Genomic DNA, 22,566 nt, shown 5'->3' on the forward strand with positions numbered 1-22,566 from the left:
GTGCTGGTGGCCGCGGGTCCGGGTCGGCCCCGCCTCGTGCGGGGTCGGCGGGCGGTGGGGTTGTCGGACCGGCGGGCTAGCCTGCTGGCATGGGCCGCAGCCAGTCGTTGCCCCGAGGCGGTGACCCCCGCTTCGGGCCGGACGCCGACGACACCGGCTGCACCATCCTGCACGTCGACATGGACGCGTTCTACGCCTCCGTGGAGGTGCGCCGCCGCCCCGAGCTGCGCGGCCGGCCGGTCGTGGTGGGTGGCGTCGGCCCGCGCGGCGTGGTCAGCTCCGCCAGCTACGAGGCCCGGCGGTACGGCGTCCGCAGCGCGATGCCCACCGCCCGCGCCCGGGCGCTCTGCCCCGGCGCGGTCTACCTCCCGCCCGACTTCACCGCCTACACCGAGGCGTCCCGGGCGGTCATGCGGATCTTCCGGGACGTCACGCCGCTGGTCGAGCCGCTGTCTCTGGACGAGGCGTTCCTCGACGTGGCGGGCGCCCGACGGCTGTTCGGTCGGCCCGCCGACATCGCCGCGCTGATCCGCCGCCGGGTCGCCGAGGAACAGCGGCTGACCTGTTCGGTGGGCGTGGGGCCGAGCAAGTTCGTGGCGAAGCTCGGCTCCACCCGGGCCAAGCCCGACGGCCTGCTCGTGGTCCCGGCCGCCCGGGTGCTGGAGTTCCTGCACCCGCTGCCGGTGTCCGCCCTGTGGGGCGTGGGGGAGCGTTCCGCGGACGCGCTGCGCCGCCTCGGTCTGCGCACCGTACGCGACCTCGCCGAGGCACCGGCCGGCCTGCTGCGCCGGGCGGTGGGCGAGGCGTCCGCCGCCCACCTGCACGAGCTGGCCTGGGGGCGTGACCCGCGCGGGGTCACGCCCGAGCAGGTGGAGAAGTCGATCGGCGCGGAGGTCACGTTCGACACCGACGTGAGCGACCCGGACGAGATCCGGCGGTCCCTGCTCGCGCTCGCCGACAAGGCCGGCGCTCGGCTGCGGGCGGCCGGGCAGGTGGGCCGTACCGTGTCGCTCAAGGTCCGCTTCGCCGACTTCCGGACGATCAGCCGCTCCCGCACGCTCGCCGTGCCCACCGACACCGCCCGGGAGATGTTCGACACGGCCTGGGCGCTGTGGGGCGCGCTGGCCCCCGGCGAGCCGGTTCGGCTGGTCGGGGTCCGGATGGAAGGTCTCGCCCCCGCAGGGGAGACCCCGCAGCAGCTCACCCTGGGTGCGCCCGAGCGCGGCTGGCGCGAGGCGGAGGCGGCGGCCGATGCGGCGGCTGCCCGATTCGGGCGGTCCGTCATAGGTCCGGCCAGTCTTCTCGGCCGTCGTGATACACGACAAGTCGAAAAACCGACCCGGCCGTAGGTCGTCCCGCTTTCCGACGCGCGGGGGCCCTCGTAGACTTGCGGGTAAGCAGCCGGTTGGCTGCCACGGTCTGTCGGCCCGCCCGGGCCGACCAACGTGACCGGGGAGGAGTGCCGTGCCGCTCTCGGAGCACGAGCAGCGGCTGTTCGAGCAGATCGAGCGGTCGCTTGCCGAGGACCCCAAGTTCGCCTCGGCCGTGCGCGCCAGCGACCCGCGTTTCCACGCGCGGCGTCGCGTGCTCGTCGCTGCCGGCGTGGTCGTCGCTGGTCTGGCCCTGTTGATCTACGGTGCCGTGATCAAGATTCCCGCGGTGGCCGTGGCGGGTTTCGTCGTCATGCTGGGCTCGTTGGGCTACGCGGTGCAGTCGCACCGCCGATCCCAGTCGCCCGACCTGCACGTGGTCGGCGGCACAACGAGCCGGCGTCGTCCCCGTGGCCGCAGTGGTGGTGGTCGCCGGGGCTCCTTCCTCGACCGGATGGAGGACCGCTGGCGGCAGCGCCCGGAGGGCCACCGCTGACCGCGTCCCGCCCCTGACCCGGGGCGGGAAACCGGCGGCGCCTCCGTAACAGGCCGGCAAGCGCCGCCGGGGTGACCTGCTGCCGGTCGCCGTGGCAACGCGGGCGAGAGCCCGCGCTCAACCGTGCCCGCAATCGGTCCCACCGTCCGCCACTCACCGTCCGGACCGCCGCTCGGCGCGCCCCCGGCGGTCCGCCTCCTCTGCACACCGCCGGCGCCTCCGTCAGCACATGGTGCCCGGATCGCCCCGCACGTGAGCGTGTGCACCGCGCCCGGTTCGCGCCGCACGTGAGCGTGTGCACCGCGCCGGATCGCCCCGCCACGTCAGCGTGTGCACCGCGCCCGGGTCGCGGCAGAGCAGCTCACCCCCTCATGCCCAAGCCTCCCCGCCTCAGCGCACGGCGAGCACCTCCCCGCCGCTCACCAGCAGGCGCACACCCGCCCTCACCCGCGATCTTGCACTTTCGGCCAGAGCGGTGCTCAGAATGTCCCGTTCACCCGGGCACAAACTGCAAGATCGCCGAGGTGGGGCGGGTGTCCAGCTCACCTGATCAGCCCTGCTCGCCCGGCAGGCGGGATGCGCTTCCCGTATCCCGGGAGCCGCCGTAGATCTTGGAAGGAAAGCGCCCCTATGGGGGCCATTTCGTACCAAGATCTCGGGCGCATCCGGCCCAGAAACGGTGATCAAGGAGTTTGTGTCTTCAGCAGGGCTGGATTTGGACACAAACTCCTTGATCAACGCCGTGGGGGTGGGCGGGACGGGGAGGGGAGGGGAGGGCAGGGAGAGGTGGGCGGGCGGGGGTCAGCGGGCGGGGCGGTGGGCCAGGAGGCGGCGCGGGCTCCAGCGCGACATGCGCTGCCGAATCTGGCCGCTCGTGGTGACCACCCTCGCCGACCGCTCGGCCAGGCCGGTACGCCAACGCTGCAGCACCGACGGGGGCAGCAGCGCGGCCAGCAGCCGGGTACGGCGGTCCGCGCCCGCCGCCAGCGCGCCCCGGACCGTACGCAGCGCCGGCTGCAACTCCGTGTCGGTCAGCGGGTCACGGGCGTAACGGGCTCGTTCCTCGGCGCGGCCGAGCAGGCGTACCCCCGTTGCGGCGTCCCCCCTCTCGGCGAGCGCCTCCCGGGCCAGCCGCTCGGCGGTGGCCCGTGGGGTCTCCGTGCGGTCCACCCGGACGTGGAAGTCGACGAGCGTGTCGAGCAGTTCGTCCCAGGCGGCGTGCGCGTCGGCGCGGGCCGCCTCGGCGTCCACACCGACGACGACCTGCCGTGGTTCGCCGCGCTGGCCCGGCACCGGCAGCGCGGTGGCCGCGGGCGTGACCGCCCGGACGCGCCGGCGGCGGCGCAGGGCGGAGCGGCGCAGGGCCGGTACGGCGAGCAGCGCCAGCAGCGCCAGCGCACCGGCCAGCCACCACGGCCAGACCGGGCTCTCCTCGGCCGGGCCGCCCTGGTTCAGCGTCAGGCCCTGGTCGGTGTCCTTGTCGAGCCGGTCCGCCTCGTTCGGCCCGGCCGACGGGCCGGCCGCGTCGGGAGCGCTGGTGCTGCCGGTCGAGGGGGTGACCTCCTCGGGGGCGTCGATGTCCGGCGCCCAGGCCGAGCGGACCGAGCCCGTCACGGCCGCCGCCGGGGTGGCGTCGAACGGCACCCAGCCGATCCCGCTGAAGTTGACCTCGGTCCAGGCGTGCAGGTTGCGGTTGGTCAGCACGTACGTGCCGCTGTCGGCCTTGCTGCCGTTGGTGAACCCGACGGCGACCCGGGCCGGGATGCCGGCGGCCCGGACCAGCCAGGCCATCGCCGCGGCGTACTGCTGGCAGTAGCCGACCTTGGTGGCGAGGAAGTCGGTGATGTCCTCGCCGCTGCTGCCGTTGCGGGTGGACAGCGCGTAGGTGAAGCCGTTCTCCACGGAGAAGTAGTCGTAGATCGCCCGGACCTTGTCGTAGTCGTTCGACTTGCCCTTGACCAGCTGCGCGACCAGTTCCTCGACGGCCGGGACGGACGGCCGCTCGGTCTGCTGCCGCATCACCGGGCTGTCCGAGGGCAGCGACGGGGCCGCGCGCAGCGCCGCCGGGCTGAATGTGGACCGTACGTAGTCGAACGAGTAGCTCTTGCCGCGGGCGTTGTCCCGGTTGGAGAAGACGACCTGCTGGTTCGGGTCGTACAGCCAGTTGCCGTTGAGGTCGTCGGTCTTGACCGGCTCGGCGTAGACCGGCATCAACGGCATGTTCAGGTTCTTCGTCACCTCGACCGTGGCGCGGTAGCGCTGCTGGTCGACGCCGCGCGGGGCGCGTTCCCCGGGGTCGGGCAGCGGGCGGGTGATCGGCCGCCCGGTCGGCACGCGTGCCTGGAAGCCACTGGGGCGCAGGTCGTCGACGACACCCAGGCGCAGGTAGAACGGCGTCGTCTCGTTGGTGCTGACCTTGACCAGATCGAGTTCCTCGCTCTGGTTGAGCTGGCCGCTGAGCGCCGCGAACAGGTCGACCCGGCCGGAGCTGCCGCCCTGGCCCGGCCGCCCGCTGCCGTCGCCGGGCCCGGCGCCGACGTTGTTCAGCAGCCCGCCGGTCATCCCGGGCACTGCGAGCGGCAGCGCCACCGCCACGATCACGCCGACCACTGCGAGCCGCCGTCCGGCCGCGGCCAGCGGGGACGCCTCCCAGACGTCCACGTCGCGGCCCTCGCCGGTGAACCGGCGGCCGAACCGGCGTACCCGGTCGACGTTGTCGGTGACCAGCAGCCAGAGGTAACCGGCGGCGCCCACCACGAACGGGGTGGCCGGGACGCTGTCCACGTAGACCGCGACCGGCACCGAGTAGATGGCGAGCATCGGCAGGCCGGCCAGCGCCGGACGGCGCAACCCGACCGCGAGCACGTCCACCACCACAGCGACCGCGCCGATGCCGAGCACCGCGAGGAACAGCAGCGAGTCGACGTCCGGCACCTTCACGCCGTACGAGCGCATGTCCTGCAACGACGTCTGGAGCAGGTCGCCGAAGTGGGCGAACGTGGCCGGGGTCGGTACGAACGCGAGCAGTTCGGTGCCGCCGGGGAAGACCCACGTCAGGCCCAGGGTGAGCCCGGCCAGCATGGCCAGCACCTGCCCCCACAGCGGCATCCGGCCCAGCCGGCTCAACGCGGCCGAGCCGGCCACCACGGCGACCACGACGGCGGCCTGGATCAGCCAGGTCCAGCGTTCGAAGATCGCCGACAGTGGGGCCGCCGCCAGCAGCGTCGCCGCCGCGGCGACGAACCCGATGTTGCGGTGCGGGGTCACAGGACCATCCCTCCGGTCATCGTCGTCCGCCGGCCACCGTCTCGGCCATGGCCGCCCGCAGCGCGAAGCCCTGCGAGCCCCGCCCGGCCTGCGGCCACAGCATCGGCAGGCGGGTGCCGTGCTCCACCCCGATGACCCGCCAGCCGCTCTGCAGCAGCGCGAGCGCGGCGGCGCCGTGCGCCCGCTCCGCCTCGGTCCGGGCGTTCGGGGGCAGGTTGAGCCAGGTGTTGCTGTCGAGCAGGAACGCCACGCAGGTGGCCCCGTTGCCGCGCAGCCCGGCCAGCAGTTCCGCCTCGGCGGTGCCGAGCGTGCCGAGCAGCGCGATGATCAGACCGCCGTCGGCCCGCTGCCGGACCTGCTGCACCAGCGTGGTGATCTCGCCGCGCCGGTCCAGGTGCACGTCGGCGAGGTGGTCGAGCAGCAGTCCCTCGCCGCCTGCCTCGGCGGCGCCGACGTCGGCGCCGTTGCCGGTGACCAGCCGGAGCTTGTAGCCGGCCTCGCGCAGGTGCACGGCGATGCTGGCGGCGGCCGAGACCGCCCACTCGAAGCTGGCCGTCGGGCCCTCGCCCCGGTGCCCGGCGGCGCGGGTGTCCAGCACCACCGTCGCCCGGCTCTCCCACGGCTGCTCCTCGCGGCGCACCATCAGCTCACCGGTGCGGGCGGTGGACTTCCAGTGCACCCGGCGCAGGTCGTCGCCCATCCGGTACTCCCGGGTGGCGGCGTCGTCCTCGCCGTGCACCGCCACCGAGCGGGCCCGGCTGTCGCCGCTGCCGGCGTACTCACCGGGCAGCCGGACCGACGGCAGCGGGGTGACCTGCGGGATCACCGTGAGGTGGTCCGTGCTGGGGAACGACCGGGTCAGCTCGCACAGGCCGAACGGGTCGGTCAGCCGGATCACCAGCGGCCCCACCTCGTAGCGGCCGCGCACGTCCGCGCGGACCGTGTACGCCACCGAGCTGGCCTGGTGCGCGCCGAGCCGCTCCAGCACCACCCGGGGCCGGCTGCCCAGCGCGTACGGCAGGCGGTCCTCCAGCAGCAGCGTGCCGGTGGGCAGCCGGGACAGGTTCTGCAGCCGCAGCACCACCCGGGAGCTGGCGCCGACCGGCACCCGGTGCGGCTCCAGCGACCTGTTGCAGGCCAGCTTGTACCGGCTGCGCCCGACGTATGCGGCGGCCAGCAGCGGCAGCACGGCGAGCAGGACCGCCACCCGGAGCAGGTCCTTCTCGCCGAGGATGCCGGCGGAGATCGCGGCGGCCACCGCGGCCGCCAGGAAGGATCGGCCGCGGGTGGTCAGCCCACGCAGGCCGTCGCGCACGTCACGGCCTCCGCGGCTCGTACGGCCCGCGGCCGTTGTTGCCGCCGCCGGGGCGGGTGTCGTACGGCGACCGCTGCCGGTCGTGCGGCAGCGGCAGGCGGTGCACCAGCTCGGAGACGATCGCGTCGGTGGTGCGCCGGGCCAGCTGCGCGTCGGCGGTCGGGATGATCCGGTGCGCCAGCACAGGCACCGCGAGGACCTGGAGGTCGTCCGGCAGGACGTAGTCGCGGCCCTCCAGGGCGGCCACCGCGCGGGCGGTGCGCAGCAACTGGAGCGTGGCCCGGGGGGACGCGCCGAGGCGCAGGTCGGGCGCCTCCCGGGTGGCGGTGACCATGTCGATCGCGTACTGCTTGACGGCGTCGGCGACGTGCACCTGCCGGACGTGGCCGATCAGCCGGCGGACGGTGGCCGCGTCGGAGACCGGCCGCAGCCCCGGCAGCGGGTCGGTGGCGCCGTGCCCGTCGAGCATGGCCAGCTCGGCGCGCGGGTCCGGGTAGCCCATGGCGATGCGGGCGGTGAACCGGTCGCGCTGCGCCTCGGGCAGCGGGTAGGTGCCCTCCATCTCGATCGGGTTCTGCGTCGCGATCACCATGAACGGCGTCTGCAACTGGTAGGTGACCCCGTCGACCGTGACCTGCCGCTCCTCCATGCACTCCAGCAGCGCCGACTGGGTCTTCGGCGAGGCCCGGTTGATCTCGTCGCCGACCACCAGGTTGGCGAAGACCGCGCCGGGGCGGAACTCGAAGTCGTGCGTCTCCTGGTTGTAGACGCTGACGCCGGTGACGTCGCTGGGAAGCAGGTCGGGGGTGAACTGGATCCGCCGGACCGAGCAGTCGATGGACCGGGCCATCGCCTTGGCGAGCTTGGTCTTGCCGACGCCGGGCACGTCCTCGATGAGCAGGTGACCCTCGGCCAGCAGCACCGCCAGGGCGAGCCGGACGGTGGCGGTCTTGCCCTCGATGACCTGCTCGATGTTGGCCACGATGGCCTCGCTGGCGGCGCGGAACTCGTCGTGCGGCAGCAGACCGCCCACCTCGTCCCAGGTCTGTTGTGTCACGGGCCTCCTCCTCGTCGCCTGGACGGCAGCTCTTTATAGAGCACCTGGACCCGCCGTTGGGTTCGCGACGCCGAGCCTCGTCTGCCGCAGAAATCTCATTGGTATCTCAGGCTAACCATGTTTGTCGTTACTGCCGACTCCCGCAGGTGGTCGGTCGGTTACGCCCGGAATATTCGCCGGACCGGGGGACCGGCCGCCGCGGGTGGAACGGGCGCGCCGCCGCCGAGGGGTGCGAGGTACACTGCCTGCATGGCCGGGTTCTTCCTGCTTCTTACCGAGCCGTGTTGATGCGCTGAACGCGCGACAGCACGGCCGCCCCTCCTGCGCGAGGGGCTTTTTTGTGCCCGCAGCAGACCGCCCACAATTTTTTCGAATCGATCCGCGCCGAGGAGACGCCATGAGTGAGGCAGCCGCACCGGCGACCGACATCCCCCCGTTCCGGTACACCGCCGCCCTGGCCGACGAGATCGAGCACCGCTGGCAGGACACCTGGGCGCGGGAGGGCACCTTCCACGCGCCGAACCCGGTCGGTCCGCTGGCCGACCCGGGCCACCCGCGGGCGGGCGCCGAGAAGCTGTACGTGCTGGACATGTTCCCGTACCCGTCCGGCGCCGGCCTGCACGTCGGGCACCCGCTGGGCTACATCGGCACCGACTGCTACGCCCGCTACCAGCGGATGGCCGGGCGCAACGTGCTGCACGCGATGGGCTTCGACGCGTTCGGCCTGCCCGCCGAGCAGTACGCGGTGCAGACCGGCACCCACCCCCGGACCACCACCGAGGCCAACATCGAGCGGTACCGGGAGCAGCTGCGCCGGCTGGGGCTGGGCCACGACGAGCGGCGGTCGGTGGCGACCATCGACACCGAGTTCTACCGCTGGACGCAGTGGATCTTCCTGCAGGTCTTCAACTCCTGGTACGACGCGGACGCGTGCAAGGCCCGGCCGATCGCCGAGCTGATCGCCGAGTTCGAGGGCGGCACCCGCGCCACCCCGGACGGGCGTCCGTGGGCCGAGCTGTCAGTGGGGGAGCGGCGGCGCGTCGTCGACGACCACCGCCTGGCGTACGTCTCGGAGGCGCCGGTGAACTGGTGCCCGGGGCTGGGCACCGTGCTGGCGAACGAGGAGGTCACCGCCGACGGCCGTTCCGAGCGCGGCAACTTCCCGGTCTTCAAGCGCAACCTGAAGCAGTGGATGATGCGGATCACCGCGTACGGGGACCGGCTGCTGGAGGACCTGGACACACTGGACTGGCCGGAGCCGATCAAGCTGCAGCAGCGCAACTGGATCGGCCGGTCGACCGGCGCGCACATCGACTTCCCGACCGCCGCCGCCCCGGTGCGGGTGTTCACGACCCGGCCGGACACCGTCTTCGGCGCCACCTACATGGTGCTGGCGCCCGAGCACGAGCTGGTCGACGTGCTGACGCCGGCCGCCTGGCCGGAGGGGACGAAGGACGCCTGGACCGGTGGGCACGCCGGCCCGCGTGAGGCCGTCGAGGCGTACCGGAAGGCCGCCGCGGCCAAGACGGACGTGGAGCGGCAGGCGGACAGCAAGGAGAAGACCGGCGTCTTCGTCGGCGCCTACGCCACCAACCCGGTGACCGGCGGGCAGATCCCGATCTTCATCGCCGACTACGTGCTGGCCGGGTACGGCACCGGCGCGATCATGGCGGTGCCCGCCCAGGACGAGCGGGACTGGGACTTCGCCGAGGTCTTCGAGCTGCCGATCGTGCGGACCGTGCAGCCGCCGGAGGGCTTCGACGGCAAGGCGTACACCGGTGACGGCCCGGCGATCAACAGCGCCGCGCCGGAGCGCGGCATCGACCTGGACGGCCTGGGCGTCACCGACGCCAAGGCGCGGATCATCGAGTGGCTGGAGGCGAACGGGCACGGCGCCGGCGCGGTCACCTGGCGGCTGCGCGACTGGCTGTTCTCCCGGCAGCGCTACTGGGGCGAGCCGTTCCCGATCGTGTACGACGAGTCCGGTGCGCCGATCGCGCTGCCCGAGTCGATGCTGCCGGTCGAGCTGCCCGAGGTGGAGGACTTCTCGCCGAAGACGTTCGACGCCGACGACGCCGACAGCAACCCGGAGACCCCGCTGTCGCGGCGGCGCGACTGGGTGGAGGTGGAGCTGGACCTGGGCGACGGGCCCAAGCGCTACACCCGCGAGACCAACGTGATGCCGCAGTGGGCCGGCTCCTGCTGGTACGAGCTGCGCTACCTGGACCCGACCGACCCGCAGCGTTTCGCCGACCCGGAGAACGAGGCGTACTGGATGGGTCCGCGCCGCGACGGCGACTGCGGTGGCACCGACCTGTACGTCGGCGGTGCCGAGCACGCGGTGCTGCACCTGCTGTACGCGCGCTTCTGGCACAAGGTGCTGTACGACCTGGGCCACGTCTCGTCGTTCGAGCCGTTCCGCCGCCTGTTCAACCAGGGCATGATCCAGGCGTACGCGTTCGTCGACCCGCGCGGCGCCTACGTGCCCGCCGAGGAGGTCGTCGAGGTCGACGGCCGCTGGTTCCACGGCGAGACCGAGGTGCGGCGCGAGTACGGCAAGATGGGCAAGTCGCTGAAGAACGTGGTCACCCCGGACGACATGTGCGCGGCGTACGGCGCCGACACGTTCCGGGTGTACGAGATGTCGATGGGCCCGCTGGAGGTGTCCCGCCCGTGGGAGACCCGGGCGGTGGTCGGCTCGTACCGGTTCCTGCAGCGGGTCTGGCGCACCGTCGTCGACGAGCAGACCGGTGAGCTGCGGGTCACCGACGAGCCGGCCGACGAGGCGACCCGGCGGCTGCTGCACAAGGCGATCGACGGGGTCCGCGCCGACATGGACGGGATCCGGTTCAACACCGCCATCGCCAAGCTGATCGAGCTGACCAACGGCCTGACCCGGCTGGCGCGTACGCCGCGCGAGGTGGCCGAGCCGCTGGTGCTGATGGTCGCCCCGTTCGCCCCGCACATGGCCGAGGAGCTGTGGCGCAAGCTGGGCCACGACACGTCGCTGGCGTACGCGGACTTCCCGGTCGCCGACCCGGCCCTGCTGGTGGCCGAGTCGGTCACCTACCCGGTGCAGGTGAACGGCAAGGTCCGGGGCCGGGTCGAGGTGCCCGCCGACGCGTCCGAGGAGACCGTCCGCGCGGCGGCGCTGGAGGCGGTCGCCGGCACGCTGGGCGGCAAGGAGCCGCGCAAGGTGATCGTGGTGAAGGGCCGGATGGTCTCGGTCGTCGCCTGACGCCCGCAGGTGGGCGTGTCCACTTCGGGGACACGCCCACCGACGGTCAGGGCGCGCGACGCCGTCGTTCGGCCCGCCACCAGCGGTGGATGATCAGCACGCTGGCGATCAGGCCGAGGCTCGCAGGCGCGGCCGCGTACCAGTTGATCGAACCGGGTGTGGTCACGGCCGCGCCGATCGCCGCGTAGCCGATGGCGGTGGGCGCGGAGGCGATCACGCTGCCGGCCAGGAACGGCATGACCCGGGCCGCGGTGGTGCCGTAGCCGTAGCTGACCAGCCCGAACCCGGCGATCGGCAGCAGCCGTACGGTGACCACGCCGAAGACGCTCTGCCGGGCGAACCAGCCGTCGAGGCGGGCCAGCCGGCCGCGTACCCGCTCGGCGACGAAGTCGCGGCCGAGCACCCGGCCGACCGTGAAGCCGATGGCCGCAGCGAGCAGCGCCGCGCCGAGCGCGTACGCGGCGCCCTGCACCGGCCCGAAGATCGCGCCCGCGGCCAGCGTGACGAACGTGCGGGGCACCAGCGCCACCAGCAGCAGCGCGCCGCCGACCACAGCCGCGGGCGGCCCGTAGCCACCCAGCGAGTCGGCGAGCCGGGGCAGGTCGGCCGGGTCCGGCCGGGGCACCAGCAGCAGCGTCACGCCGAACCCGGCGAGCAGCAGCAGGAGCAGCCCGAACCGGCGCGCCGAGGGCTGCCGCAGCAACCCGGCGAGCCGGCGGGCCACCGGTCGCCGCCCCGGCCGGGCGGCGTCGGTCACGGCCTCGGTGCGGCGGCCACCGCGGTGCGGCGCTCGGAGCGGAGGCGGTCGGCCCAGGTGTCGTCGAGCGGGGGGAGCTGGTGGATGCCGGTCGCCCAGCGCAGCAGCAGGTCGGCCAGGTCGGGGTTGCGCGCCAGCGCCGGGCCGTGCGAGTAGGTGCCGAGCAGCTTGCCCCGCCACGCGCCCTCGGTGGCCCCGTCGTTGCCGACCCCGGTGGTGACCCGGGCCAGCGGGGACACGCCCGGACCGAGGTGGGTGCGGCCGCCGTGGTTCTCGAACCCGGACAGGTGCGGGATGCCGAGCCGTGGGTCGACCTCGCCGGCCAGCTCGCCCACCGCCCGGGTGGGCCCGCGGTCGGAGGAGAGGTCGAGCAGCTCCAGGCCGGCGCAGCGGGTGCCCTTGGCGAAGAACGAGGTGCCGAGAAGCTGGTAGCCGGCGCAGACGCCGAACACCACCGAACCCTGGGCCACCGCCCGGTGCAGGCCGCCGTCGGCGATCAGACGCTGGGCGCCGAGCGCCTGCGGGCCGTCCTCGCCGCCGCCGAGCAGGTAGATGTCGGCGGTGGCGGGCAGCCGCTGGTCGGAGCGGACCTCGAGCACCTCGACCGGCATGCCGCGCAGCTGGGCCCGGCGGGCCAGGATCAGCGCGTTGCCCCGGTCGCCGTATGTGGACAGCAGGTCGGGATAGATCCAGACGATGCGCAGGCTCTCAGTTGACACGGTCCAGCTCCGCTCGGATGTCCTGGAAGGCGGTGTAGTTGGCGATGACCTCCAGCCGGCCCGGCGGCACGGCGCGGACGGCCTCGTCGAAGCTGCGGACGTGCTGGAACGGCACGCCGTTGACCTCCAGTCGCACCGCCAGGTCGTACGCCCGGTCGCCGGTGATCAGCACTTGCCGGCCGGTCAGCGGGGAGAAGTCCACGTCGAACAGCCACGAGGTGTCCAGCCCGTCGGGATCGCGGGCGTTGATGGACAGCAGTGTCGGCGCGACGTCGGCCATGTCGAACGCCTCCAGCCAGCTCGCCGGGTTCTTCGCCAGCAGCAGCCGGATGTTGCGCCCGTCGCGGTCCACCTGGGCGTAGCGGCCGGCCACCGAGGTGACGGTGCCGAGCCGGGACACCGCGTCCACCGGGCGTACGCCGAACTCGGCGGCGACGGCCAGCGCGGTGGCCGCGTTGCCGAGGTTGACCTTGCCGGGGAGCTGGAGCTGGATCTTGTGCCAGGCGCCGGTGGGGTCGAGCACGCCGTCGTCCTCGACCGTCCAGTGCGGCTCGGGGCGACGCAGCGGGCAGCCGGTGCACCACCACTGCTCACCGGAGCGCTGGATGGTGGAGCCGCACTCGGGGCAGACCCAGGAGTCGTCGTGCCAGCGCTGCCCGGCGCTGAACCAGGTGACGTGCGGCGGCACGTGGCCCTGGGCCGGGTCGGCCGGCGGGCAGGCGGCCCACACCACCATCGGGTCGTCGGCGTTGGCGACCACCCGTACCCGCGGGTGCCGGACCAGGGCGGCGCGCCAGAGCTGCGCCATCATGGCGACCTCCTTGGCGCGGTCGAGCTGGTCGCGGGAGAGGTTGAGCAGCGCCACCACGTGCGGCTCGGTCGCCTCCAGCACCTGGGCGAGGTAGTGCTCGTCCACCTCCAGCACCGCGTACGGCGTGCTGCCGGCCTTTGCGAGCGCCGAGGTGTGGCCGGTGGGCATGTTCGCGCCGAAGGAGTTGGTGGCGACCCGGCCCAGCACGCCGACCGCGGCGGTGGTGAGCCGGGTGGTGGTGGTCTTGCCGTTGGTGCCGGACACCAGGGCGATGGCGCGCCCGGCCGAGAGATGGGCGAGCAGGTCCGGGTCGATCTTGAGGCCGATCCAGCCGCCGATCACCGAGCCGTCGCCACGGCCCGCGGCCCGCGACAGCGCCGCGGCGGTGCGCGACACGGAGCTGGCCACCTTTGCCCGCAAGGGCATCTTCGCGTCCGTCACCCGAGCGAGGTTACCGGACCGCCACCTCCACCAGATCGCCGCCGACGGCGAACCGTTCGGCCGGGGACGGCCCGGCGGACGGGCGGAGCGCGCGGGGCCGGACGGCGGCGGTCGATGTCGGGTAGCGGACGGTGTGGGGCGCGCCCCACCCCCTCCACTCCGCCCCACCCGCGTTGACGTGCGGTTTTGCGCGCGGAAACGCCACGCCGCGCGGGCGATTCTGGTTGCAGGTGGAGGGAAGTGGAGTAGAGTGGGGCGCGATGGTGAGGCCGGGAGGGCCACACCGGCCCGGGGGGTCAGCGGCGCCGCGAACGCCGCTCAGGGCGAGGGGGTTGGGCCGATGTTCCTCGGCACCCACACTCCGCGCCTGGACGACAAAGGCCGGTTGATCCTGCCGGCGAAGTTCCGGGACGAACTGGCGGGGGGTGTCGTGATCACCAAAGGGCAGGAGCGCTGCCTCTACGTCTTCCCGATGCCCGAGTTCCAGCGGATCGCCGACCAGTTGCGCGCGCAGCCGATGACGAGCAAGGCGGCCCGGGCCTACAGCCGGGTCTTCTTCGCCAGCGCGCACGACGAGGTGCCGGACAAGCAGGGGCGGGTCACCATACCCGGCCACCTGCGGTCGTACGCGGCACTGGACCGGGATCTGGTCGTGATCGGAGCGAGCACCCGGGTGGAGATCTGGGACAAGGCGGCCTGGGAGGCCTACCTCGCGGAGAGCGAAGACGACTTCGCCGACATCGAGGAGGGGGTGCTGCCCGGCGGTCTGTAGGGCGTGACGGCGCCCGACGTACTGCGAGATCTCCAGCCGCTTTCGAGTTCCTGGCACCCCTTCCCCGGTGCCAGGCGCACGATCCGACACGGAGGGCCGCGGCCTCCGGCGGGCGGGAGCGGATGGGGATCTGGCGGTATGGCGAGGCGTCGTGGCGACGACGGACACGTGACGGAACGGTTGGCGAACGGGGTGGGGGTCGAGATGGGGGAGCTACGCGGCACGCACGTGCCGGTGCTGCTCGAGCGGTGTCTCGAGCTGCTGGCCCCCGCACTGGGCCGGCCCGGTCGCACCGTCCACGTCGACGCCACGCTCGGCCTGGCCGGGCACGCCGAGGCAGTGCTCTCGGCGCATCCGGACACGGTGCTGATCGGCCTGGACCGGGACACCGAGGCGCTCGCCCACGCGCGGGTCCGCCTGGCCCGGTTCGCCGACCGGATCCACCTGGAGCACGCCGTCTACGACGAGCTGCCCGAGGTGCTCGACCGGCTCGGTTACCCGGCGATCGACGGGGTGCTGTTCGACCTCGGCGTCTCGTCCCTGCAACTCGACGCGCCCGACCGCGGGTTCGCGTACGCGCAGGACGCGCCGCTGGACATGCGGATGGACCAGACCCGGGGGGTGACCGCCGAAGAGGTGGTCAACACGTACTCCCACCCGGACCTGGCCCGCCTGCTGCGGGTGTACGGCGAGGAGAAGTTCGCCGGGAAGATCGCCTCGGCGATCATCCGGGAACGGGAGCGCAACCGGATCACGTCCTCGGCCCGGCTGGCCGAGCTGGTCCGGGACGCCATTCCGGCACCGGCCCGACGAACCGGTGGACACCCGGCAAAGAGAACGTTTCAGGCTTTGCGGATCGAGGTAAACAGAGAACTGGCAGCGCTGGAGACGGCGCTGCCGGCTGCTCTGGACAAGCTCACAGTGGGCGGCCGCATGGTGGTCCTGTCCTACCACTCGCTGGAGGACCGGCTCACCAAGCAGGCGCTCGCCGACCGGGTCCGAAGTAAGGGCCCGGTCGACCTCCCGGTCGAACTGCCCGGGTCGGGCCCGACGTTCCGGCTGTTGAGCCGGGGCGCCGAGCTGCCCGGGGAGGCGGAGGTGGCCGCGAACCCGCGTGCCGCCTCGGTGCGGCTGCGGGCCGCGGAACGGCTCGACCCGGAGGCGGCCCGGCAGGGGCGTACCGACCGCGAACGGTACCGCCGCCGGGTGAAGGCGATGCACCAACCGGGGACGGGGTCACCGGGGTCCGGCAAGGACCCGCGGTCGGCCCCGGGGGACGCGAACGGGACGGACGAGGAGGGGGAGGGGACATGAACGTCGAGAAGCGCGACGGCCGGGGAGCCGTCGGGCAGCGCGCACCGCGGTCGGGGGGCCGGACCGCGGCGCAGCGCACCACGCGGGACACGACGGCGACCGACCGCCGGGAGGCAACTCGCGCCCGGGGGGCGCGCGAGTTCCCGACGCAGGGCAGTGCCGCCCTGCGGCCGGCCGAGCGTACCCGGGTCACCGGTGCGCCCACGCCGCGCCTGCGGGTCGCCCCGCCGGCGCCGATCCGGGTGCCCCGGGCACCGTTCGTCGCGCTGATCCTGGTGCTGGTGGTCGGCGGGGTGCTGGGCATCCTGGCGGTCAACACCAAGATCAACGAGAACGCGTTCAAGCTGGAGAAGCTCCAGCAGCAGCAGGCCAAGCTGGACGTGGACGAGCAGGAGCTGAAGAAGGAGATCGCGAAGCAGGAGGCGCCCGGCAACCTGACCGCCAACGCCCGGCGGCTCGGCCTGGTCGAGTCCGAGGACCCGGCCTACATCCGGCTGCCGGACGGGCAGACCATCGGGGTGCCGCACCCCGCGCAGGGTGCCCCGTCGGTCACCAGCCAGCAGGGCAACGGAGGCTGAGCGATGCCGCCGAGATCGGATGATCCGCGCCGGGACGCCACGGGCTCCCGGCGCGGATCGTCGCGGGGGTCGGAGCCGCGCGAGCCGGGCCTCGGCGGGATCTCCGACGCCCGCGCGTACACGCCGCGCGGGCGGACCGTGCGCGAGGGCGGCGGCGCGGAGCAACGGCGTACCCCCCGCAGCAACCGGTCCGGCGACCCGTTCCGGCCCGCGTTGCAGGTGCTCGACGGCGGCCGGGCGGGGCGTGCCGGCACGCGCGAGCCCGCGACCGACGGCGCCCGGTCCGGCCGCCGGTCCACCGCCGCGGGCGGCCGGGCCGGCGTGGTGCGGACCGTCTCGTCCCGGCCGGTGCGGGAACCGTTCGACGACGACGACGAGGACGCGCCGCCGCGCCGCCGGTCCCAGCCGCGCCGCCCCGCCGCGCAGCCCCGCCGGCCGGTACGCAAGCCGCGCCGGCCGCCGCGACTCGGCGACCCGCGCCGGCGGCTGCGGCTCGGCACGGTGCTGGCGCTGGCGTTGTTCGCCAGCATCGGCGTGCGGCTGGTCTACCTCCAGACCGTGGACACCCCGGCGTACGCCGACGGCGGCCTGCCCAACCGGCTCGCCGTGGTCGAGCTGCCGGCCCCGCGCGGGGCGATCCTCGACCGCGGCGGCGAGCCGCTGGCGCACAGCGTCGAGGCCCGGTACGTGTTCGCCGACCCCACCCGGGTCAAGGACCGGTTCGCCACCGCGCGCCTGCTCTCCCCGCTGCTCGGCGTGCCCGTGTCCGACCTGGCCGAGAAGATGCGCAAGCGCACCCTGCCCGGCACCGACACCCCGTTGCAGTTCGTCTATTTGGCCCGCGGTGTGGAGATCGGCACCGCCAAGCGGATCATGGAACTCGACCTGGCCGGCATCAACGTGCACCGCGACGAGCGGCGCGAGGTGCCCGGCGGCGACCTGGCGGCGAACCTGATCGGCTTCGTCAGCCAGGACATGAACGGCCTGGAGGGGCTGGAGGCCAAGTACGACGACGTGCTGCGCGGACAGGCCGGCAAGCGGACCTACGAGGTGGGCCTCGGAGACCTGGCCGCGCCCATCCCCGGCGGCTACAGCCGCACCACCCAGCCGCAGCCGGGCAGCTCGCTGAAGCTCACCGTCGACCGGGACCTCCAGTTCATGACGCAGCGGATCCTGGCGAAGCAGACGGCCAAGGTGAAGGGCAGCGTCGGCGCCGCGGTGATCATCGAGGTGCCGAGCGGTGAGGTGCTGGCGCAGGCCAGCCAGCCGACGTACGACGCGGCCAACCCCACCAAGGTCGGTTCCCCGGCCGACCGGGACGACGCGGCCACCACGTTCGTGGTCGACCCCGGCTCGATCCACAAGGCGATCACGTACGGCGCGGCTCTCCAGGAGGGCGTGATCACGCCGGACACCGCGTTCCCGGTCGCCGACACGATCGTCCGGGGCGGCGTCACCTTCCGCGACACCCACCCGGTCGGCGGTCGCACCATGAGCATCCCCGGCATGCTCGCCTTCTCGTCGAACGTCGGCACCATCGAGATCGCCGAGAAGCTGGGCAAGGACCGGCTGTTCGACTACCAGAAGCGGTTCGGGCTGGGCCAGGCCACCGGTGAGGGCATGCCCGGCGAGGCGGCCGGCCGGCTGCTGCCGCCGGACCAGTGGAGCGGCTCGGCGTACGGGTCGGTGCCGATCGGGCACAGCGTGGACGCCACGCCGCTGCAGATGGCCGCCGCGTACGCCACCATCGCCAACAACGGCACGTACGTGCAGCCGCACCTGGTCAAGGAGACCATCGGCGCGGACGGCGAGCGCAGCCCCGCCGCGGCGCCCACCACCCGCTCGGTGCTCAGCCCGGCCAACGCAGCGGCGCTGCGCCAGATGATGGAGGCGGTCACCACGGTCGACGGCCCGGGCGGCCGGGCGACCGGTCTGGCCGCCGCCGTACCCGGATACCGGGTGGCCGGCAAGACCGGCACCGGTCTGCGCTACGACGGCGGCAAGCAGCAGCCCGGCGAGGTCGGCTCGTTCATCGGCATGGCCCCGGCGGAGAACCCCCGGTACGTGGTCGCGGTGTTCGTGTGGAGCCCCGGCGGCGGGGGCGGCGCGGTCGCCGCGCCGGCTTTCCGGGAGATGATGGGCTTCACTCTCCGCCACTACCGGGTGCCGCCGTCGCTCACCAACAAGTCCCCGAAGTTCGAGGTCTTTCCGCGCTGAGCGGGGACGGCGGGACATCATCGGTGAGTGGCGACGAACCACCGGGGCGGCTGTGCGGTCGGAACCGGACGACCGGGTAGGGTCTGACGCCGTGCCCGGCAATCCACGTCCCACAACCGTGCGTCCCGTACGGCTCGGCGACCTCGCCGACCGCGTGGCGGCGACCCCGCCGGAGGAGGCCGCCGACCTGGCCGTCACCGGCGTGACCCACGCCAGCCAGGAGGTACGCCCCGGCGACCTGTACGCCGCCCTGCCCGGTGCCCGGCGCCACGGCGCGGAGTTCGCCGCAGCGGCGGCGGAGGCGGGCGCGGTGGCCCTGCTGACCGACCCGGCCGGTGTGGCGCTGGCCGCCGGGACCGGCCTGCCCGTGCTCGTCGTCGCCGACCCGCGCGACGCGCTCGGCGAGGTGGCCGCGACCGTCTACGGCGACCCGACCGCCGGCCTGACCGTGATCGGGGTGACCGGCACCGCCGGCAAGACCTCCACCAGTTACCTGGTCGAGTCGGGGCTGCGGGCCGCCGGGCACATCACCGGGCTGATCGGCACCGTGGAGACCCGCCTCGGCGACCTGGTGATCGACAGCGTCCGGACCACCCCGGAGGCCACCGACCTGCACGCCATGCTCGCGGTGGCCCGCGAGCACGGGGTGGACACGGTGGTCATGGAGGTGTCCAGCCACGCCCTCGCCATGGGCCGGGTCGGCGGCGTCCGGTTCGACGTCGGCGGCTACACCAACTTCGGCTCCGACCACCTGGACTTCCACGCCGACGAGGCGGACTACTTCGCGGCCAAGGCCAAGCTGTTCGACGGCCGCTGCCGGGTCGAGGTGCTCAACCACGACGACCCGGCGCTGCGTCCGCTGCACAAGCCGGGCACCGTCACCTACTCGGCGGCCGGCGACCCGGACGCGACCTGGTGGGCCGACGGGATCGACGGCGAGGGCTACGCGCAGCGCTTCACGCTGCACGGCCCGGACGGGCTGACGCTGCCCACCGGCGTGGCGCTGCCCGGCCGGCACAACGTGGCGAACGCGCTGCTGGCGGTCGCCCTGCTGGTCGCCGTCGGGGTGGACCCGGAGACTGCGGCGCGCGGCGTGGCCGCCTGCGGTGGCGTGCCCGGCCGGCTGGAACTGGTCAGCGGCGACGCCCCGGTGCGCGGGGTGGTCGACTACGCGCACAAGGCCAACGCGATCGAGGCGGTGCTCATCGCGCTGCGCGACCTGACCGAAGGCCGGCTGATCTGCGTGCTGGGCGCCGGCGGCGACCGGGACCGGGGCAAGCGGCCGGTGATGGGCGGCGTGGCCGCGCGCGGCGCCGACGTGGTGCTCGTGACCGACGACAACCCGCGGACGGAGGACCCGGCCGCGATCCGGGCCGAGGTGCTCGCCGGCGCGTACGCCGCCGCGACCCCGGCCCGCGTCATCGAGGTGCCCGGGCGGCGGGCTGCGATCGAGGAGGCGGTCCGGGTGGCCGAACCGGGTGACGTGGTGGCGGTGCTGGGCAAAGGCCAGGAACGCGGCCAGGAGATCGGCGGCGAGGTGCTGCCGTTCGACGACCGGGTGGAGCTGGCGGCGGCGCTGCGCGCCCGCTTCGGTGACCTGGTGGGTCAGCGGTGATCCCGCTGACGCTGGCCGAGGTGGCCGCCGCGGTCGAGGGCCGGCTCGTCGGCGCCGACCCGGACGCCCGGGTCACCGGCACCGTGGAGTTCGACTCCCGCAAGGTGAACCGGGGCGGGCTGTTCGTCGCCTTCCCCGGCGAACGGGTGGACGGCCACGACTACGCGGCCGGCGCGATCTCCGCCGGCGCTGTCGCGGTGCTCGGCACCCGGGAGGTGCCGGGCGTGCCGATGGTGCTCGTCGGTGACGCGCTCGACGCGATGGGCCGGCTGGCCCGCGCGGTGGTGGACCGGCTGCCCGGGCTGACCGTGATCGGGCTGACCGGCTCGTCCGGCAAGACCACCACCAAGGACCTGATCGCCCAGCTCGCGGTCCGGCTCGGCCCGACGGTGGCGCCGCCCGGCTCGTTCAACAACGAGCTGGGGCATCCGTACACGGCGTTGCAGGCCACGCCGGAGACCCGCTACCTGGTGATGGAGAAGGGCGCCCGCGGGGTCGGGCACGTCCGCTACCTGTGCGACGTGGTGCCGCCGCGGATCTCCGTGGTGCTGAACGTGGGCGTGGCGCACCTGGGCGAGTTCGGCTCGGTGGAGACCATCGCGCTGGCCAAGGGCGAGCTGGTCGAGGCGTTGCCCTCCGACGGGCTGGCGGTGCTCAACGCCGACGACCCGCGGGTCGACGCGATGGCGTCGCGTACCCGGGCCCGGGTGGTCCGCTACGGCGAGTCGGAGCGCGCCGACGTACGCGCCGTGGACGTGACGCTCGACGGCCGGGGACGGCCCTCGTACACCCTCGTCACCCCGGAGGGCAGCGCGCCCGTGCGGCTCGGGCTGACCGGCCGGCACCAGGTCTCCAACTCGCTCGCCGCCGCGGCTGTCGGCCGGGAGCTGGGCCTGCCGCTGCCGGACCTGGCGGCGGCGCTGAACGAGCTGGGCCTGGTCTCGACCCGCCGGATGGACGTCTTCGAGCGTCCCGACGGGGTGACCGTGATCGACGACTCGTACAACGCCAACCCCGCCTCCACCGGCGTGGCGCTGCGGGCGTTGGCCAGCATGCGTGGCGAGGGGCGTACCGTCGCGGTGCTCGGCTACATGGCCGAGCTGGGTGACTTCGAACTTCAGGGGCATCAGCAGGTCGGCCGGCTCGCGGCCGAACTGGGAGTGGACCGGCTGCTCGTGGTGGGCGAGCCGGCGGCGCCGATCCACGAGGGCGCGACAGCGGTAGGTAATTGGGGAGGAGAGTCGGTGCTGCTCACCGATCAGGCGGCGGCCGTCGAGGTGCTGCGGAGCGAGCTGCGTCCGGGAGACGTGGTGCTGGTGAAGGGCTCCCGGTACCGGACCTGGGAGGTGGCCGACGCGCTGCGCGCGGACGCCCGGGAGGGTGCGACGGAGGGCGGCGCCGCATGAGGGCGGTCATCGTCGCCATCGGGGTCGCGTTCCTGATCTCGCTGTTCGGCACCCCGATCGCGATCAAGGTGTTCGCCCGGCTCAAGGCCGGCCAGCCGATCCGATCGAACCTCGGGCTCGCCAGCAACGAGGGCAAGAAGGGCACGCCGACCATGGGCGGCGTGGTCTTCATCCTGGCCACAGTCATCGCGTACGTGGCCGGGCACCTGGCTCTGACCACGCTGCCGGACGCGCAGATCGCCCAGGTCGAGCCGACCATCACGGCGCTGGTGCTGCTGGGGCTGATGGTGTTCTCCGGCGCGGTCGGCTTCATCGACGACTTCCTGAAGGTGCGCAAGCGCCACAGCGGCGGTCTCAACAAGCGGGGCAAGCTGGCCGGGCAGATCCTGGTCGGCGCGGTCTTCGGCGCGGTGGCGGTCTACTTCCCGTCCAGCATGACCGACGCCGGCGGCAACGCGACGAACACCGAGACCGTGGGCAGCACCACGCTGAGCTTCATCCGGGACATCCCGGCGCTGGAGATCGGCAAGATCGGCGCGGTGATCGTCATCATCATGGTGGTCATGGCGGCCACCAACGGCGTCAACCTCACCGACGGCCTGGACGGTCTGGCCACCGGCGCCTCGGTGATGGTGCTGGCGGCGTACGCGCTGATCGCGTTCTGGCAGTACCGGCACTGGTGCGCCGACCCGAACTACACCGAGTCGTACTGCTACACCGTGCGTGACCCGCTGGAGATCGCGTTGATCGCCGGCGCGGCGGCCGGCGCCTGCGTGGGCTTCCTGTGGTGGAACACGTCACCGGCGCGGATCTTCATGGGCGACACCGGCGCGCTCGGGCTGGGCGGCCTGATCGCCGGCATGGCGATGTCCACCCGCACCATCCTGCTGCTGCCGATCCTGGGCGGCCTCTTCGTGATCATCACGATGTCCGTGGTCATCCAGATCATCTCCTTCCGTACCACCGGCAAGCGCGTGTTCCGGATGTCGCCGTTGCAGCACCACTTCGAGCTGGCGGGCTGGAGCGAGGTCAACATCGTGGTCCGGTTCTGGATCATCGCCGGTATCGGCGTGGCCATCGCGCTGGGCCTGTTCTACAGCGAGTTCCTCGCCGCGGTCAGCTGACGCCTCGGGTGTAAGGAAGGGCCCCTTATTAACAGACGTCTGTTAATAAGGGGCCCTTCCTTCAGATCC

16 protein-coding genes are annotated in these 22,566 nt (G+C 73.5%); 10 read left to right on the top strand and 6 right to left on the bottom strand.

Annotation, left to right across the window (positions count from 1 at the left end; all coding sequences use genetic code 11):
- The first annotated feature begins 89 nt into the window (after window positions 1-89).
- Window positions 90-1,349 carry a DNA polymerase IV gene (locus tag IF06_RS0115935; protein ID WP_013287619.1) on the top strand — a complete coding sequence of 420 codons (1,260 nt, stop codon included), beginning with the start codon at window positions 90-92 and terminating at the stop codon, window positions 1,347-1,349.
- Between the two features lie 115 nt (window positions 1,350-1,464).
- Complete coding sequence (locus tag IF06_RS0115940; RefSeq protein WP_013287618.1) at window positions 1,465-1,866, top strand: DUF3040 domain-containing protein; 402 nt, start codon at window positions 1,465-1,467, stop codon at window positions 1,864-1,866.
- 801 nt (window positions 1,867-2,667) lie between these two features.
- On the opposite strand, the gene IF06_RS0115945 is transcribed toward IF06_RS0115940, so the two are convergent.
- The 3 genes from IF06_RS0115945 to IF06_RS0115955 are packed head-to-tail and all read right to left on the bottom strand — an operon-like array spanning window position 2,668 to window position 7,505.
- Window positions 2,668-5,133: a transglutaminase TgpA family protein gene (locus IF06_RS0115945; RefSeq protein ID WP_030271898.1), complete on the bottom strand. Its 2,466-nt coding sequence runs from the start codon at window positions 5,131-5,133 to the stop codon at window positions 2,668-2,670.
- A 16-nt stretch (window positions 5,134-5,149) separates the two neighbouring features.
- Window positions 5,150-6,448 carry a DUF58 domain-containing protein gene (locus tag IF06_RS0115950; RefSeq protein ID WP_030271900.1) on the bottom strand — a complete coding sequence of 433 codons (1,299 nt, stop codon included), beginning with the start codon at window positions 6,446-6,448 and terminating at the stop codon, window positions 5,150-5,152.
- A gap of 1 nt (window position 6,449) precedes the next feature.
- Window positions 6,450-7,505 carry an AAA family ATPase gene (locus tag IF06_RS0115955; protein ID WP_030271902.1) on the bottom strand — a complete coding sequence of 352 codons (1,056 nt, stop codon included), beginning with the start codon at window positions 7,503-7,505 and terminating at the stop codon, window positions 6,450-6,452.
- 397 nt (window positions 7,506-7,902) lie between these two features.
- On the opposite strand from IF06_RS0115955, the gene leuS reads away from it, so the two are divergent.
- A complete protein-coding gene (gene leuS / locus IF06_RS0115960; RefSeq protein WP_030271904.1) occupies window positions 7,903-10,743 on the top strand; it encodes a leucine--tRNA ligase in 2,841 nt (946 codons plus the stop codon).
- 46 nt (window positions 10,744-10,789) lie between these two features.
- Here the strand turns inward: leuS and IF06_RS0115965 are convergent, their stop codons facing one another.
- From IF06_RS0115965 to IF06_RS0115975, 3 genes are read right to left on the bottom strand one after another with little or no spacing between them, the layout of a single operon-like run.
- On the bottom strand, window positions 10,790-11,500 hold the full coding sequence (locus IF06_RS0115965; protein WP_030271906.1) for a TVP38/TMEM64 family protein: 711 nt from the start codon (window positions 11,498-11,500) through the stop codon (window positions 10,790-10,792).
- Entirely contained in the window at window positions 11,497-12,219 is a 723-nt protein-coding gene (locus IF06_RS0115970; RefSeq protein WP_013287612.1) for a type 1 glutamine amidotransferase, read from the bottom strand. Before IF06_RS0115970 ends, IF06_RS0115965 begins: the two co-directional genes overlap by 4 nt.
- Window positions 12,209-13,456 carry a MurT ligase domain-containing protein gene (locus IF06_RS0115975; RefSeq protein WP_013287611.1) on the bottom strand — a complete coding sequence of 416 codons (1,248 nt, stop codon included), beginning with the start codon at window positions 13,454-13,456 and terminating at the stop codon, window positions 12,209-12,211. Before IF06_RS0115975 ends, IF06_RS0115970 begins: the two co-directional genes overlap by 11 nt.
- Window positions 13,457-13,811: 355 nt before the next feature.
- Between IF06_RS0115975 and mraZ the strand changes: the two genes are divergently transcribed.
- The 7 genes from mraZ (at window position 13,812) to mraY (ending at window position 22,497) form a co-directional block, all read left to right on the top strand.
- A complete protein-coding gene (gene mraZ, locus IF06_RS0115980) occupies window positions 13,812-14,243 on the top strand; it encodes a division/cell wall cluster transcriptional repressor MraZ (RefSeq protein WP_013287610.1) in 432 nt (143 codons plus the stop codon).
- A gap of 204 nt (window positions 14,244-14,447) precedes the next feature.
- The gene (rsmH, locus tag IF06_RS0115985; RefSeq protein WP_030271908.1) at window positions 14,448-15,557 is read left to right on the top strand and encodes a 16S rRNA (cytosine(1402)-N(4))-methyltransferase RsmH; all 1,110 of its coding nucleotides are present in this window, start codon (window positions 14,448-14,450) and stop codon (window positions 15,555-15,557) included.
- Window positions 15,554-16,135: a hypothetical protein gene (locus tag IF06_RS0115990; RefSeq protein ID WP_030271910.1), complete on the top strand. Its 582-nt coding sequence runs from the start codon at window positions 15,554-15,556 to the stop codon at window positions 16,133-16,135. Before rsmH ends, IF06_RS0115990 begins: the two co-directional genes overlap by 4 nt.
- Window positions 16,136-16,138: 3 nt before the next feature.
- Window positions 16,139-18,352, top strand: coding sequence for a peptidoglycan D,D-transpeptidase FtsI family protein (locus IF06_RS0115995; RefSeq protein ID WP_030271911.1), 2,214 nt, complete (start codon window positions 16,139-16,141; stop codon window positions 18,350-18,352).
- Window positions 18,353-18,404: 52 nt separating this feature from the next.
- Entirely contained in the window at window positions 18,405-19,967 is a 1,563-nt protein-coding gene (locus IF06_RS0116000; RefSeq protein ID WP_030271913.1) for a UDP-N-acetylmuramoyl-L-alanyl-D-glutamate--2,6-diaminopimelate ligase, read from the top strand.
- On the top strand, window positions 19,964-21,373 hold the full coding sequence (locus IF06_RS0116005) for a UDP-N-acetylmuramoyl-tripeptide--D-alanyl-D-alanine ligase (RefSeq protein ID WP_030271916.1): 1,410 nt from the start codon (window positions 19,964-19,966) through the stop codon (window positions 21,371-21,373). The genes IF06_RS0116000 and IF06_RS0116005 overlap by 4 nt, the downstream gene beginning before the upstream one ends.
- Window positions 21,370-22,497 carry a phospho-N-acetylmuramoyl-pentapeptide-transferase gene (gene mraY, locus IF06_RS0116010; RefSeq protein ID WP_013287604.1) on the top strand — a complete coding sequence of 376 codons (1,128 nt, stop codon included), beginning with the start codon at window positions 21,370-21,372 and terminating at the stop codon, window positions 22,495-22,497. The genes IF06_RS0116005 and mraY overlap by 4 nt, the downstream gene beginning before the upstream one ends.
- Window positions 22,498-22,566 lie beyond the last annotated feature (69 nt).

Source organism: Micromonospora globosa, from assembly GCF_000717585.1.
In the GTDB taxonomy this organism is placed as follows: domain Bacteria; phylum Actinomycetota; class Actinomycetes; order Mycobacteriales; family Micromonosporaceae; genus Micromonospora; species Micromonospora aurantiaca.